The sequence below is a fragment of the Citrobacter sp. On2M genome, from assembly GCF_018035235.1.
Taxonomy (GTDB): Bacteria; Pseudomonadota; Gammaproteobacteria; order Enterobacterales; family Enterobacteriaceae; genus Citrobacter; species Citrobacter meridianamericanus.
The window spans coordinates 744878-759817 of the sequence record NZ_WPCV01000002.1 but is presented as its reverse complement, the minus strand read 5'-3'; the positions used below and the strand labels follow the sequence as shown (position 1 = coordinate 759817).

The window sequence follows — 14940 nt, the reverse complement described above, 5'->3', positions numbered from 1 at the left end:
ACCCGTACCTTGCCGCTAAAGTGAAGCAAGTCATACCTATAACGATACGCAGAAACACGAGGTCCCCTTTTAATGGCGAATTTTTTCATCGATCGCCCCATTTTTGCCTGGGTGTTAGCTATCCTGTTGTGCCTGACAGGAGCCCTGGCTATTTTTTCGCTGCCCGTTGAGCAATATCCCGATCTGGCGCCCCCCAACGTGCGGATTACCGCGAACTATCCAGGTGCCTCTGCGCAAACGCTGGAAAATACCGTAACCCAGGTTATCGAGCAGAACATGACCGGCCTCGACAATCTGATGTACATGTCGTCACAAAGCAGCGGGACAGGCCAGGCGTCAGTTACGCTGAGCTTCGTCGCCGGAACCGATCCTGATGAAGCCGTCCAGCAGGTGCAAAACCAGTTGCAATCGGCAATGCGTAAGCTGCCGCAGGCGGTACAGGATCAGGGGGTCACGGTACGAAAAACCGGGGACACCAATATTCTGACCATCGCCTTCGTCTCCACCGATGGCTCAATGGATAAGCAGGATATCGCCGACTACGTCGCCAGTAATATTCAGGACCCGCTCAGCCGCATCAACGGCGTGGGCGATATAGACGCCTACGGCTCACAATATTCCATGCGGATCTGGCTCGACCCAGCCAAGCTAAACAGCTTCCAGATGACTGCCAAAGATGTGACCAACGCTATCGAGTCACAAAATGCGCAGATTGCCGTCGGACAACTTGGCGGCACGCCTTCGGTGGACAAGCAGGCGCTAAATGCGACGATCAACGCCCAGTCCCTGCTGCAAACGCCAGATGAATTCCGTGCGATTACACTTCGTGTCAACCAGGATGGGTCTGAAGTTAAACTGGGTGACGTAGCAACAGTTGAAATGGGTGCAGAAAAGTATGACTACCTCAGCCGCTTTAACGGCAACCCAGCTTCTGGTCTGGGGGTGAAACTGGCCTCCGGGGCCAATGAAATGGCAACGGCAGAGCTGGTGCTTAACCGCCTTGACGAACTGTCACAGTATTTTCCGCACGGGCTGGAATACAAGGTGGCGTATGAAACCACCTCTTTTGTTAAAGCCTCAATTATCGACGTGGTGAAAACGCTGCTGGAAGCGATTGCGCTGGTATTTCTCGTGATGTACCTGTTCCTGCAAAACTTCCGTGCCACGCTTATACCGACCATCGCCGTTCCGGTAGTGTTAATGGGCACTTTCTCCGTGCTTTACGCCTTTGGCTACAGCGTTAACACCTTGACGATGTTTGCAATGGTGCTGGCGATCGGCCTGCTGGTCGATGACGCCATTGTGGTGGTGGAAAACGTCGAGCGTATTATGAGTGAGGAAGGACTCACGCCGCGTCAGGCAACGCGGAAATCGATGGGGCAAATTCAGGGCGCGCTGGTCGGCATCGCTATGGTACTGTCGGCGGTGTTCATCCCGATGGCCTTCTTTGGTGGTACTACCGGGGCTATTTACCGCCAGTTCTCGATTACCATCGTCTCCGCGATGGTGCTGTCCGTTCTGGTGGCGATGATCCTCACCCCCGCCCTGTGTGCCACCTTGCTCAAACCACTGCATAAGGGCGAACATCACGGACAAACGGGTTTCTTTGGCTGGTTTAACCGGATGTTTAATCGCAACGCCGAGCGCTACGAAAAAGGTGTCGCCAAAATTTTGCACCGTAGCCTGCGCTGGATCCTGATCTACGGCCTGCTGCTCGGCGGCATGGTCTTCCTGTTCCTGCGTCTGCCCACCTCCTTCCTGCCGCTGGAAGATCGCGGCATGTTTACTACCTCGATACAGTTGCCCAGCGGCTCCACACAGCAGCAAACGTTGAAAGTGGTTGAGGAAGTAGAGAAGTATTACTTCACCCATGAGAAAGACAACATTATGTCGGTCTTTTCCACGGTTGGTTCCGGCCCGGGCGGGAACGGTCAAAACGTAGCGCGTATGTTTGTCCGTTTAAAAGACTGGGATGAGCGCGACGCCATCACCGGAACCTCTTTCGCCATTATCGAACGTGCGACCAAAGCCTTTAATAAGATTAAAGAGGCCCGCGTCTTCGCCAGCAGTCCTCCGGCGATTAGCGGCCTCGGAAGCTCTGCCGGTTTCGATATGGAGCTGCAGGATCACGCTGGTGCCGGTCATGACGCGTTAATGGCCGCACGCGACAAGTTGATTGAGCTGGCCGGGAAAGACGCGTCCCTGACCCGCGTTCGTCACAACGGTCTGGACGACAGCCCGCAGCTGCAAATTGATATCGATCAGCGCAAAGCCCAGGCGTTGGGCGTTTCCATTGACGATATCAACGACACAATGCAAACAGCCTGGGGCTCCAGTTACGTTAATGACTTCATGGACCGGGGCCGCGTGAAGAAGGTCTACGTGCAGGCGGCGGCAAAATATCGCATGCTCCCGGACGACATCAACCTATGGTACGTACGCAACAATAGCGGCGGCATGGTGCCTTTCTCGGCCTTTGCCACGTCACGTTGGGAAACCGGTTCACCGCGTCTGGAACGCTATAACGGCTACTCCGCCGTCGAGATCGTCGGTGAAGCCGCGCCCGGCGTCAGCACCGGTACAGCGATGGACATCATGGAATCGCTGGTCCATCAGTTACCAACCGGATTCGGCCTCGAATGGACGGCAATGTCCTATCAGGAACGACTGTCGGGCTCTCAGGCTCCAGCCCTGTACGCTATTTCTCTGTTGGTGGTATTCCTGTGTCTGGCTGCCCTGTACGAAAGCTGGTCGGTTCCCTTCTCAGTCATGCTGGTTGTGCCTCTGGGGGTAATTGGCGCGCTACTCGCCACCTGGATGCGCGGCCTGGAAAACGATGTGTACTTTCAGGTCGGGTTACTCACCGTTATCGGGCTTTCGGCAAAGAATGCGATATTGATTGTTGAATTCGCCAATGAGATGAACGAGAAAGGACACGATCTGCTCGACGCCACGCTGCATGCCTGCCGCCAGCGCTTGCGTCCAATTCTGATGACGTCGCTGGCGTTTATCTTCGGAGTCTTGCCGATGACCATTAGCAGCGGCGCAGGTTCCGGCGGCCAACATGCGGTGGGGACTGGCGTAATGGGTGGGATGATTTCAGCCACGATCCTGGCGATTTACTTCGTGCCCCTGTTCTTTGTACTGGTGCGCAGACGCTTCCCGTTGAAACCGCGACCGGAATAATCGGACACAAAAAAGGCGACTTACGTTGAGTCGCCTTTTTTATCCCTTGCAGGATATGAATTTCTTCCAGAAAATTATTTACGAAGCATCACTTCGATAAAGTCTTTCCAGTTCCCCAGTTCACGTTCAATCATAACAACCTCTCTTATTATTATGAGCATTCTACAAAAACATCATCATCAAAAGAAGATCATTTAACCGATGGTTGTGATTACATCCTCCCGTGTTTGGGGTTATGTATTCACTATGCGCCATACCCATAAATTTTATGTGACTTAATGCAATATTTTGAAATATTCATACACTATCTACTACTTTGCCAATTCTGATGGAAAAACAGACTGATGCAAACAGATAAATTCTGAATTGTGGTTCAGTACAGATTATTGGAACTTTCAGGAATTATTATTAACCATTGCTCAACAATGTTATATTTTTCTATAACGCCTGAATGACAATATGTATTATCTGCATTCATCAGCACAAGAATAGATATTCAAAATTAGTTAATAAGGATTCAAATGATCACCCTCTACGGTATTAAGAATTGCGACACAATTAAAAAAACCAGACGCTGGCTGGAAGAAAATGAGGTCGACTACCGCTTTCATGATTATCGCGTCGATGGTCTGGACAACGCGCTATTACACACTTTTATCAGCGAGTTAGGTTGGGAGGCACTGCTCAATACGCGTGGCACGACCTGGCGTAAACTGGATGAATCCACTCGCAGTCAAATCACCGATGCGGCTTCCGCCGCCGCGTTGATGATTGAAATGCCAGCAATTATCAAACGCCCATTGCTCTGCGCGCCGGGTAAGCCTATGCTGCTTGGTTTCAGTGAATCCAGTTATACTCTGTTTTTTAATGAGGTGTAATCTATGTCGTGCCCGGTTATTGAGCTGACACAGCAGCTTATTCGCCGTCCTTCTCTGAGCCCGGATGATGCCGGGTGCCAGGCGTTAATGATTGAACGTCTGCGCGCGGTAGGTTTTACCGTTGAGCGTATGGATTTTGGTGACACACAGAATTTTTGGGCATGGCGCGGTACAGGTGAAACCCTGGCGTTTGCCGGTCATACTGACGTAGTGCCTGCCGGCGATGTCGATCGCTGGATCAATCCGCCGTTCGAGCCGACCATTCGCGATGGCATGTTATTCGGGCGTGGCGCTGCCGATATGAAAGGCTCACTGGCGGCAATGGTCGTGGCCGCAGAGCGTTTTGTCGCCCAGCATCCAAACCATCAGGGTCGTCTGGCATTTTTGATAACTTCAGACGAAGAAGCCAGCGCCAAAAACGGCACCGTGAAGGTGGTTGAAGCGCTAATGGCACGTAACGAACGACTGGATTATTGCCTGGTCGGCGAACCGTCCAGCACGGAAATCGTTGGCGACGTGGTGAAGAATGGACGTCGTGGTTCACTGACCTGCAACCTGACCATTCACGGCGTGCAAGGCCACGTAGCCTACCCTCATCTGGCCGATAACCCGGTACACCGCGCAGCACCAATGCTCAACGAACTGGTGGCGATTGAGTGGGACCAGGGGAACGAATTTTTCCCGGCGACCAGCATGCAGATTGCCAATATTCAGGCAGGTACCGGCAGCAACAACGTTATCCCCGGCGAACTGTTTATTCAGTTCAACTTCCGTTTCAGCACAGAACTGACCGATGAAATGATTAAAGCACGGGTTCACGCGCTGCTGGAAAAACATCAGCTGCGTTATACCGTCGACTGGTGGCTTTCCGGTCAGCCGTTCCTGACCGAACGCGGTAAACTGGTGGATGCAGTAGTGAACGCTATTGAGCACTATAATGAGATTAAACCGCAGTTACTGACTACAGGCGGGACGTCCGACGGGCGCTTTATTGCCCGCATGGGGGCACAGGTAGTCGAACTTGGGCCGGTCAACGCCACTATTCATAAAATAAATGAATGTGTTAATGCCGCCGACCTGCAACTGCTTGCCCGTATGTATCAACGTATCATGGAGCAACTCGTCGCCTGATGAGTACTCCCGCAAGAGGAAAAATGCATGGACTGGCTAGCTAAATATTGGTGGATTTTAGTGTTAGTGTTTCTGGTAGGCGTGCTGCTTAACGTGATTAAAGATCTCAAGCGCGTCGATCCAAAGAAATATCTCGCCAACAAGCCGGAGCTTCCCCCGCATCGCGACTTTAACGATAAATGGGACGACGATGACGATTGGCCGAACAAGGATCAACCGAAAAAATAAACCAACACAGGCCGGAGGAGACTTCATATCGCCATCCGGCCTACGGATTAAATCATCTCAATCACATCATCATCATGAGGCTTACCGCCGCTCAGCGCTTCATCAAAGTAATGCTTCGGTACGGTAAAACGCAGATGATCGAGTGCAAACTGCATGCTGTGTTCATCAATGGCATGCCCCAGGTTTTCGACGATATCCAGTGTCACATCTCCACCCGCAGCAATTAATGCCTCTTGCGCAGCAACGGCGTGAGATAACTCAATCACCCGATCTTCACCGCCGTGAATCAAATGCACCGTCGTCGCGGTGGTTGCCGTCTCTGGCAAAGTAGCATAGCGACCATTGAAGGCAATGACCCGCGACGCCAGCCCCGGCTCGGCTTTGATGCTCTCAAGCGACATAATCGAACCCTGAGAAAAACCAATCAGCGCGGTAGCCTGCGGTGAAACGCCGCTTTGCTTCTGCCAGTAACGAACAGTTTCGATAAATACCGGCATAATCGCGTCAATACGCGCCTGGCGGTTATCTTCCGTTACGCCCTGTACCGAAAACCACTGACGTCCGGAAGTCGTACCATAAGGCTCTGCCCCGCCAATACTGACAATTAGCGCATCCGGAAACAGCGGCGCAAACCAGGAACCAATTTCGCCCATAGCAACCGGGTTATCGCCGACGCCATGAAACAGCAGCAATAGCTGTTGAGCGGGTTTATCGGGACTTTGAACAACAAAATGGTCATGTTTCATGGCGATCTCCTTAACTGATGAGAATCATTCTACGCCGCTTAACCGCAATGACCATGCCAGGAAATTGAAGATGTTAGTGAAAAAATTGCCATTGCATAATGCGATTATGTAGCCGCTGTGCACGCTCAGCATCCAGCTGATTTAAGGCCTGTGCCGCTTCAGCGCGCTGAACGACCAGCAGCGCTTTACGGCCTGAGACCTTCAGCTGTTGGCATAATTCGGTGTCGCTGCGTTGAGCCTGTATACGTCCGCGCAATGCCGGAAGGGGTAACTCGCTGTGCTCAAGCAGACGGCTCAGACAGCCCAGTGATGTCAATAGTGGTCGATGCGCGAAGGCAAACCCAGCCAGCTCATCCCAGTCATCCTCATTAAGCGTAGTCTCTTTCAGCGGAGTAAGCGGGATGTGCTCATCGTTCCACTGCGCCAGGATTTCCGCATCCCGACGCAAACGCTGATGCTCTCGCCCGGCAAGGCGCCTGCCCGCTTCGCTGATGGGCAGCAACGCCATGGCGGTATAACAACCGCTGCTGGCTTCGCGATGGTTCCCCATCCGCACCAGCACAAAACCACAGCGCTGCCAGAAACCCCATAGTTCAGCCGTATAACCAAAACTGACGGACAGATAGTCACACTGCGAGCAATAGTGCCGGGCCTGCATAATCAGCTGTTGCCCAATACCTTCTCTTTGGCGCGCAGGATGAACCGCGATTCGACTGACCCGCCGCCCGACAAGCGTCGCCGCTAAGGGGTCACTACCGTGCGCCGCCAGCGACTGCGCAACCAGATTGCCTCTGGGTCGGCGATATCCGGCCCAGACGGCCTGGCTTAATTCTGCGGATAATCCCCCTTCATCGACCAGCCAGACGGCTCCCGCCACCGAATCAGCAGCCGAAGCCTGCAGAAAATGCTGCCCCGGCGCGTCCATCATGCGTCGCAGGTCCAGCGGTGAGGTACGATAATGCGCCCCGGAAAGCAGCTGATATACCGCCAGCGGCAGCGCCGGTTGAAAACGCCATGATTGCTGCTCAAATGTCGAGTAGTGCAACTCCCCCGATGGAACATGCGTGAAGTTATCATCGTCAAACACCAGTGCATCGCTGACGATTTTCTCCAGGGGGCATCCCTGCGCCCAGCGCACGGGCTGCTGCAACTCATAGCGTCGCAGATTGGGAAAGCGGGCGCAGAATTTGAGCAAAAAGCCCCTGCCGGTCCCCTCGTAGCCCTGTACCGTAGTGGTTAACAGCGTTCGGGGAAAACGCGCCACCAGTTGCTGCAGCAGCGGCGCGGGGATCGCAGCAGCTTCATCCACGATCAGCCAGTCTGCACGTGCTGTACTGCTTAACAGCGCATCTGGTGCCATAAAGCGATAACGCTCTGCGGCAAATTGCGCCAGCACGTCTGTTGCTGCTTTCGCGGGCGCGGTAACGATCGCCGTCCCGTTTATGCGTGATATCAGCTGTCCTGCCAGCGCGGACTTACCCCGACCACGCGCAGCTGTGATGGCCACCACGCCGGAAGACATATCCAACAAGTGCGTTAAAATCATCGCCTGTTCAGGCTGTGGTTCACCGGTTGCCGCGTGCCAGTCGACACGAGCAGGAAAGTGCGGACGCAAAGCGGGCTGATGTTGCTGCCAATGCAGAGCCTGTCCGTCACGGGAAATCACTCTTTTGAGGTGTTCAATAAAGTGCGGTGTTGGGACGGGTTCTGCGCAGTCGCTCCAGCGCAGTGAGTCCGCATCAGGATGCGTGTGCCAGGTATGCCACGGTGGAGTCAGCAACACCAGCCAGCTCCCGGCGATCAGCGTACCGCTTAAGGCGGCAAATGCTGCAGCGTCAAATCCCTGCCCGGCGTCGAAAACAGCATGACGAAACTCACGCCCCAGTAACGTTTGCAGCGCCTGTGGCGTACAGTTTGGTTCAGCAGGGGCATTCGCCCCTACCCACAACCAGTCGCCGGGTAATATGTCGCGTAGCGATAACGCCTGCCCCTGACACCAGTTTTCCTCGCCACTGATAATCAGCAGACGACGGATCCCCTCACGAGCCATCTGTTCGGTTAACGCGCTCAGCGCTGTGTTATCAGACATCCCTGCCCCAGTATCTTAAATGCCTTTACCAAACGTATTACATTGTCCCGGATCGCCGCTGTCAAAGCCGCGCTTAAACCAGGTAAAACGCTGTTCGGAAGTACCGTGGGTAAAGCTGTCCGGCACAACGCGCCCTTGCCCTTGCTGCTGCAGGCGATCGTCGCCAATGGCCTGAGCGGCGTTCAGCGCCTCTTCCAGGTCGCCGGACTCCAGCACGCCCTGCTGCTGCATGCTGTGGCCCCAGACGCCAGCAAAGCAGTCCGCCTGCAATTCCATACGTACGGAAAGACGGTTCACCTCAGCTTGTGAGGCGTTCTGCTGCATCTGGCGAACTTTCGGTTCAATACCCAGCAGTTTCTGTACGTGGTGGCCCACTTCATGCGCGATAACATAGCCCTGGGCAAAATCACCATCGGCGCCCAGCTTGTTTTTCATATCGTCATAGAATGAGAGGTCGATATACACCGTACCATCCGCCGGGCAATAAAATGGCCCCATTACGGACTGGCCCGCGCCACAACCGGTCCGCGTCGCTCCACGATACATGACCAGCTTTGGCTGTTGGTAGGTCCGCCCCATTTTTTCAAACTGCTGCCCCCAGGTATCTTCCGTGGTGGCCAGAATCACCGAGGTGAATTTTGCCGCTTCATCATCATTGGGGCTGATGGAGTGTGATGATTGCTGTTGGGATACAGGTTGGCCGGTCATTAATCCGGTAAGATCCACGCCATAATAACCTGCGACAAGCACCACAATCAGCAGGATGATACCGCCTTTACCACTGGGTAAACGAAAACCTGGTCCGCCCATAGAGGGGCCGCCGCCAGAGCTGTTTCGTCTGTCTTCCACATTGTCACTTTCACGACGCCCTTGCCAGCGCATAATCACCTCAACTTTTTTATTCATTATGATGATGATCGTAGGCGGTTCGGAACAGGATTACCATAAGAAACAGTAATCAAAATCGGCGGGATTGATGAGCCGGAGAGCGATCGCCGGCTCAGGGGAGGATTAGTCTAACTTCACACCCAGACGATGCGCGACGGCTTCATAGGCTTCGATCAGGCCGCCAAGGCTCTGGCGGAAGCGATCTTTGTCCATTTTATCCAGCGTTTCTTTGTCCCACAGACGGCTACCGTCCGGTGAGAATTCATCGCCCAGGACCACTTCGCCTTTATACAAACCAAACTCAAGTTTGAAGTCGACCAGAATCAGACCTGCATCATCAAACATCTTTTTCAGCACGTCGTTGGCTTTGTAGGTCAGCTCTTTCATACGCGCCAGATTCTCTTTGCTCACCCAACCAAAGGTTTCGCAATAGGAATCGTTAATCATTGGATCGTGCATAGCATCGTTTTTCAGGAACAGATCAAACAGCGGTGGATTCAGTTCAATACCTTCCTCAACGCCTAAACGCTTAACCAGTGAGCCTGCCGCGCGGTTACGTACCACACATTCAACCGGTACCATCTCCAGTTTTTTCACCAGACATTCGGTATCAGAAAGCAGTCGCTCCATCTGGGTAGGAATGCCCGCTTCTTGCAGTTTAGTCATAATGAAATGGTTGAACTTGTTGTTCACCATGCCTTTACGGTCAAACTGTTCAATGCGCGCGCCATCCCCTGCTGACGTATCATTGCGGAATTCGAGCACCAACAGGTCCGGGTTTTCCGTGCTGTATACGGTCTTCGCTTTACCACGATACAACTCAGCTTGCTTTTGCATCTTTATTACTCCTGGGTGTGAATTAACGATAAATATTGCGTTTTTCTGCCGACGCACACGTTTGCGTATCATATCAGAAAAAAAGGGCTGGATAACTCCAGCCCTTCATTTTTACTTACTGAACGCTGCCTGGAAGACTGCGACCAGCGCGTCGTTCTGGCTTTGCGTCAGGGTATGCCCCTTCGGATCGATAAACTGCAAGCTACTACGGTTGTCTAAATCACCGACCTGCAGTTTATAGTCGCCGGATACCAACCCCGGATCGCTTGCGCCCAGCTCCTGCCAGCTGCTATCAGACAGTGGTTTGTAGGTCACGGCGATGCTGCCCTGAGAACGGGTGCTGTCGGTCACTTTCATCCCCACTTTCTCAAGCGCTGCCGGCAGACGCTGCCACACCACGTTGAACGGTCCGCGTACCACCAGCATAGGTAAACCGGTGTCATCGGCGGCGCTCTGAACATCCATGGTGGCTGCAGAGCGGTTCTGCGCAGCATTCGCGGCGTCGTTGGCGTTCTTGTCCAGACCAGCAGAGATAACGTTCATCATCTCAGCGCTGTAACGCTGCATTGATGCCGCATCGGCAACGGGTTTGCCCGCCTGCTCAAGGTTAATCAGTTTCACCGTTACCGCTTGCTGATAGCCCTGCGGTTTAACCGAGATTTGATAACGCCCACGGTACTGCTCGTCTTCATCCAGACGGTTCCAGTCGACCCAGTCGGTGGTTAACGTCTGGCTGGCATCATCACGTTTGGCGATTGTGTAGTTTTTAGACTGAATGACACTCACAACCTGCGGCCACAGCGTGTTACCACGACCATTTTCAACCAGCAACGTTGAGGTATCGCCTGCGATTTGCGTGCGAGCACCGGTGACTAACGCTAACGGCTGAGCCGGTGGACGAATATCCAGTGCCTTACCCACGGCACCGCTGCCGTTGGTTACCGGGATATTATAATCACCCGACATCACCGGCAGAATCATTCCAGCTGGAGCATGAAGCTCAGCAAGCGGTGTGGCCTCCAGATAGGATTCATCACCGCTCACCTGGCGCTTATAACGCGAGTCAGAACTACAGGCCGCGAGCAACATAACAAGCGAAACACCCGCAACCTTGGCCAGGCGCGACTTTTGTACTGAGTAAGCCATCAAATCTCCCTAAACTTTACAGCAAACCGGCATGCTTAAGCGCCGCTTTGACGATTTCACGAGCATTGTCCGTGATTGGCGTCATCGGCAGACGCAGCGTATCGGTCGCCACAAGTCCCAACTCCTTACATGCCCATTTCACGGGGATAGGATTGGGTTCGACAAATAGTTTGTTGTGTAACGGCATCAGACGCTGGTTAATCACCCGTGCTTCAGCAAAGTGACCAGCCGCCGCCAGTTTGCACATTTCAGCCATATCGCGCGCCGCAACGTTAGACGTTACGGAAATCACGCCATGACCACCGAGCTGCATGAAATCCAGTCCGGTCGCGTCATCACCGCTAAGCAGAATAAAGTCGTCTGAAACCAGCTCTTTGATCTGGTGAACGCGACTTAAGTTCCCCGTGGCCTCTTTAATAGCGATAATATTTTTTACTTTCGCCAGACGACCTACGGTTTCCGGCAGCATATCGCAGCCGGTACGGGACGGCACATTATACAGAATTTGCGGCAGGTCAGTATGTTCAGCGATGGCTTTGAAATGCTGGAACAAACCTTCCTGGGTTGGGCGGTTGTAGTAAGGCGTCACCGTCAGGCAGCCGACAACTCCGCTGTCGTTGAAACGCTGCGTCAGACTAATGGCTTCCGCGGTCGCATTGGCGCCGGTTCCGGCAATGACCGGAATACGCCCGTCAGCCAGCTCCAGGGTCATCATCACCACATCGCCATGTTCATCATGACTCAGGGTGGCCGACTCACCAGTGGTGCCAACCGAAACGATCGCCGAGGTGCCGCTGGCGACATGATAATCAATCAGTTTTTTCAGGCTCGACCGGCAGACTTTACCTTTCTCATCCATCGGCGTAACAAGCGCGACAATACTTCCCGTGAACATGGGCCATCCTCTGTGCAAACAAGTGTCTCAATGGTACGTTTGGTACGGCAATAAAAGCAAGCGACCAGAGCCGTTCTGATTGTTGTATGCATGTTTTTTTTATGCTTTCCTTATGATTACCTCACCGCTCAAAGGAAGAACAGGTTTGACTTCGTCATCGCAACACTATCTGGTCATTACTGCGCTGGGTGCCGACCGCCCGGGAATTGTGAACACCATCACTCGTCATGTCAGCAGTTGCGGCTGTAATATCGAAGACAGCCGACTGGCCATGCTGGGTGACGAGTTCACGTTTATCATGCTGTTGTCTGGCACCTGGAATGCCATCACCCTGATTGAATCAACCTTGCCGTTGAAAGGCGCAGAGCTGGATTTACTGATTGTGATGAAACGCACGACCGCGCGTCCCCGTCCGGCAATGCCCGCCACGGTATGGGTGCAGGTCGATGTTCCCGATTCTCCGCATTTAATTGAACGCTTCACCGCCCTGTTCGACAGCCACCAAATGAATATTGCAGAACTGGTGTCACGCACACAACCGGCGGAAAACGGAAAGGCGGCGCAGTTGTTTATTCAAATTACCGCACATAGTCCTGCGTCACATGATGCGGCAAATATTGAAGATGCCTTTAAAGCACTCTGTACAGAACTCAATGCGCAAGGCAGTATTAACGTCGTCAATTACTCACAGCATGATGAACAGGATGGAGTTAAGTAATGAACCCACTGAAAGCCGGTGATATCGCACCGAAATTTAGCTTGCCGGATCAAGACGGAGAACAAGTAAATTTAACCGACTTCCAGGGACAGCGTGTTCTGGTTTATTTTTACCCGAAAGCCATGACACCCGGCTGTACCGTCCAGGCCTGCGGCCTGCGCGATAACATGGATGAGTTAAAAAAAGCAGGCGTTGAAGTGCTGGGAATCAGCACCGATAAATCGGAGAAACTTTCCCGTTTTGCGGAAAAAGAAGTCCTCAACTTCACGCTTCTGTCCGACGAAGATCATCAGGTTTGCGAGCAGTTCGGCGTCTGGGGTGAGAAGTCATTTATGGGCAAAACCTACGATGGCATCCATCGCATCAGTTTCCTGATTGATGCCGAAGGCAAAATTGAGCACGTGTTCGATGACTTCAAAACCAGCAATCACCACGACGTGGTACTGAACTGGCTGAAAGAGAACGCCTGATTTACGTTTTACCGATCCAGGTCTGATGGCGACGCTACGCGTCTTATCAGGCCTGGATCCGCCCCCCCCCCCATAGGCCGGAAAAAGCGTTTATTCAAACGTCCCTTTTACGCAGGCTTTCTTCTCTCTGACCACGGCTTTTCCCTTCGCCCACAGGTGATTAACCTCCAGCGCATCGTTAAGCACCAGAATGTCTGCATCGCATCCCGCCGCCAGACGCCCCTTATGTTCGAGACCCAAAAATTCTGCGACCGTACGCGTCAGCGGACACAGCGCCTGTTCCAGCGGCACGGCATGCACCTTCACTAACTGACGCACCGTTTCAGCCAGAGATTCAAACCCTGCGACACCAATGCCGGTGAGATTACCCAACGCATCAAATTCCGGCTGACTACCGTTGCCGTCCGAACTCAGGGTAATGCGTGACAGCGGTACATTCTGGCACAGCGCCGTGGCAATGGCCATGGCCGGATCGACAGGCTCATCAATGCTGCTGGTAATATCGATAAATCCGCCCTGGCGGGCATACTCTAACGCCGCCTGGAACAACGGTTCCGCACGGTTAACGTGTGTCGGCAACAGCTTGGTAATCGGAACATCACAGCACTCGAGGATGTCGTACAACGGCTCCAGCATGCGCGGGCTGTCACCCATGTGGAAAACACTGATCCCCGGCTTGCGCCCTAACAATCCGCCAACGCGTGACTGCGCCGCCATGTTCGCCAGCGCCGAGGTGTCCGGGGCGGAGGAACGATGGTCAGAAACCGCGCATTTCACGCCAATGACTTTATCGATCAGCGCCACGTCGCGATCGATACTGCCGGTGATGGTCGGCGATGGCAGAGAATAGGCCCCGGTCAGCATCCATGCGCTGATACCTTCTAACTCCAGCGCGCGGGTTTTCGCCAGCAGCGATTCCGGGTGACGGGTGATGCCATCGGTACCCAGCAATCCCACCACCGAAGTGACGCCAGCTTCCACCAGTCGTGACAAGCGCACTTCCGGCGTACGCGTGTGCGGCCCCGCTTCCCCGCCGCCGCCAATCAGGTGGACGTGCTGATCAATAAACCCCGGGCACACAATCGCACCATCAAGATGGATGCACTTGCAACCGGGAAAGTCTTCAGGAGAAATCGACGGCGCGATGGCAACAATTTTAGTACCAGAGACCAGAATATCCTGGCGTCCTAAATCTTCCGGCGCGTACACATGTCCCTGCAGGAACAACGTCAAATTAAGAATTGAACAGTTCATAACCTTCCTTGTCAGGCAATTACCTGCATAACCCAAATAGAGAGCAGCGCATTAATGACGCATACCGCAATAATCAGTGGATAATAACGAGGATGGACCCCCGCAGTCCCCAAACAGCGTCCCACATTTTGCACCGGATTGCCCATCAGGTAGATAGCCGGTAGCAATACAGTCGCATCATGTCCCGAAAGCGTACCAGCGACAACCAGACTGGCGCAAACGCCGACACCGCCTCCCATACTCATCACCGCCGCCAGCAGCACGGTGGCAGATTCCCCCGGTAACCCCCACAGCGCCATAACCGGTTCGCACACCCGCCCGACAATCTCGAGCAACCCCGTCACCTTCAACGCCTGAATAATCACAAACGCCATCACCACGTTTGGTAACAGGCTGGTAGTTGCAATAGTAAACCCGCGCCGTGCACCATCGATAAACATATCCATGACGTTTTTACGTACCTGCGTTGTCATC

15 protein-coding genes are annotated in these 14940 nt (G+C 53.5%); 6 read left to right on the top strand and 9 right to left on the bottom strand.

Annotated features, from left to right (window positions below; all coding sequences use genetic code 11):
- Positions 1 to 72 precede the first annotated feature (72 nt).
- Complete coding sequence (gene acrD / locus On2M_RS05720) at positions 73 to 3186, top strand: multidrug efflux RND transporter permease AcrD (protein ID WP_151217635.1); 3114 nt, start codon at positions 73 to 75, stop codon at positions 3184 to 3186.
- A 74-nt stretch (positions 3187 to 3260) separates the two neighbouring features.
- On the opposite strand, the gene ypfM is transcribed toward acrD, so the two are convergent.
- Positions 3261 to 3320, bottom strand: coding sequence for a protein YpfM (gene ypfM / locus On2M_RS05715; protein ID WP_001386977.1), 60 nt, complete (start codon positions 3318 to 3320; stop codon positions 3261 to 3263).
- Between the two features lie 387 nt (positions 3321 to 3707).
- Here ypfM and On2M_RS05710 point away from each other — a divergent pair, with 387 nt between their 5' ends.
- The 3 genes from On2M_RS05710 to On2M_RS05700 are packed head-to-tail and all read left to right on the top strand — an operon-like array spanning position 3708 to position 5423.
- A complete protein-coding gene (locus On2M_RS05710; protein WP_210904487.1) occupies positions 3708 to 4064 on the top strand; it encodes an ArsC family reductase in 357 nt (118 codons plus the stop codon).
- A 3-nt stretch (positions 4065 to 4067) separates the two neighbouring features.
- Positions 4068 to 5195: a succinyl-diaminopimelate desuccinylase gene (dapE, locus tag On2M_RS05705; protein WP_005121892.1), complete on the top strand. Its 1128-nt coding sequence runs from the start codon at positions 4068 to 4070 to the stop codon at positions 5193 to 5195.
- 27 nt (positions 5196 to 5222) lie between these two features.
- Positions 5223 to 5423, top strand: a complete 201-nt coding sequence (locus On2M_RS05700; protein ID WP_003037974.1) for a membrane protein — start codon at positions 5223 to 5225, stop codon at positions 5421 to 5423.
- Positions 5424 to 5470: 47 nt separating this feature from the next.
- Here the strand turns inward: On2M_RS05700 and ypfH are convergent, their stop codons facing one another.
- From ypfH to dapA, 6 genes are all read right to left on the bottom strand, one after another.
- Entirely contained in the window at positions 5471 to 6169 is a 699-nt protein-coding gene (gene ypfH, locus On2M_RS05695; protein ID WP_187258616.1) for an esterase, read from the bottom strand.
- 73 nt (positions 6170 to 6242) lie between these two features.
- Positions 6243 to 8258, bottom strand: coding sequence for a GNAT family N-acetyltransferase (locus tag On2M_RS05690; protein ID WP_210904486.1), 2016 nt, complete (start codon positions 8256 to 8258; stop codon positions 6243 to 6245).
- 15 nt (positions 8259 to 8273) lie between these two features.
- Positions 8274 to 9140 (bottom strand): neutral zinc metallopeptidase, encoded by an 867-nt coding sequence (locus On2M_RS05685; RefSeq protein WP_005121887.1) that lies wholly within the window; start codon positions 9138 to 9140, stop codon positions 8274 to 8276.
- Positions 9141 to 9269: 129 nt separating this feature from the next.
- Positions 9270 to 9983 carry a phosphoribosylaminoimidazolesuccinocarboxamide synthase gene (gene purC, locus On2M_RS05680; protein WP_003835086.1) on the bottom strand — a complete coding sequence of 238 codons (714 nt, stop codon included), beginning with the start codon at positions 9981 to 9983 and terminating at the stop codon, positions 9270 to 9272.
- Between the two features lie 111 nt (positions 9984 to 10094).
- A complete protein-coding gene (gene bamC / locus On2M_RS05675; RefSeq protein ID WP_151217639.1) occupies positions 10095 to 11129 on the bottom strand; it encodes an outer membrane protein assembly factor BamC in 1035 nt (344 codons plus the stop codon).
- 16 nt (positions 11130 to 11145) lie between these two features.
- Complete coding sequence (gene dapA, locus On2M_RS05670) at positions 11146 to 12024, bottom strand: 4-hydroxy-tetrahydrodipicolinate synthase (protein WP_006683510.1); 879 nt, start codon at positions 12022 to 12024, stop codon at positions 11146 to 11148.
- Between the two features lie 145 nt (positions 12025 to 12169).
- Between dapA and On2M_RS05665 the strand changes: the two genes are divergently transcribed.
- Both On2M_RS05665 and bcp read left to right on the top strand, forming a co-directional pair.
- Positions 12170 to 12742, top strand: coding sequence for a glycine cleavage system transcriptional repressor (locus tag On2M_RS05665; protein ID WP_043017165.1), 573 nt, complete (start codon positions 12170 to 12172; stop codon positions 12740 to 12742).
- On the top strand, positions 12742 to 13212 hold the full coding sequence (gene bcp / locus On2M_RS05660; RefSeq protein ID WP_151217641.1) for a thioredoxin-dependent thiol peroxidase: 471 nt from the start codon (positions 12742 to 12744) through the stop codon (positions 13210 to 13212). The genes On2M_RS05665 and bcp overlap by 1 nt, the downstream gene beginning before the upstream one ends.
- A 90-nt stretch (positions 13213 to 13302) precedes the next feature.
- Here bcp and iadA read toward each other — a convergent pair whose 3' ends face one another.
- Both iadA and On2M_RS05650 read right to left on the bottom strand, forming a co-directional pair.
- Positions 13303 to 14466 carry a beta-aspartyl-peptidase gene (gene iadA / locus On2M_RS05655; protein WP_210904485.1) on the bottom strand — a complete coding sequence of 388 codons (1164 nt, stop codon included), beginning with the start codon at positions 14464 to 14466 and terminating at the stop codon, positions 13303 to 13305.
- 11 nt (positions 14467 to 14477) lie between these two features.
- Positions 14478 to 14939, bottom strand: a complete 462-nt coding sequence (locus On2M_RS05650) for a YjiG family protein (RefSeq protein WP_003037948.1) — start codon at positions 14937 to 14939, stop codon at positions 14478 to 14480.
- Position 14940 lies beyond the last annotated feature (1 nt).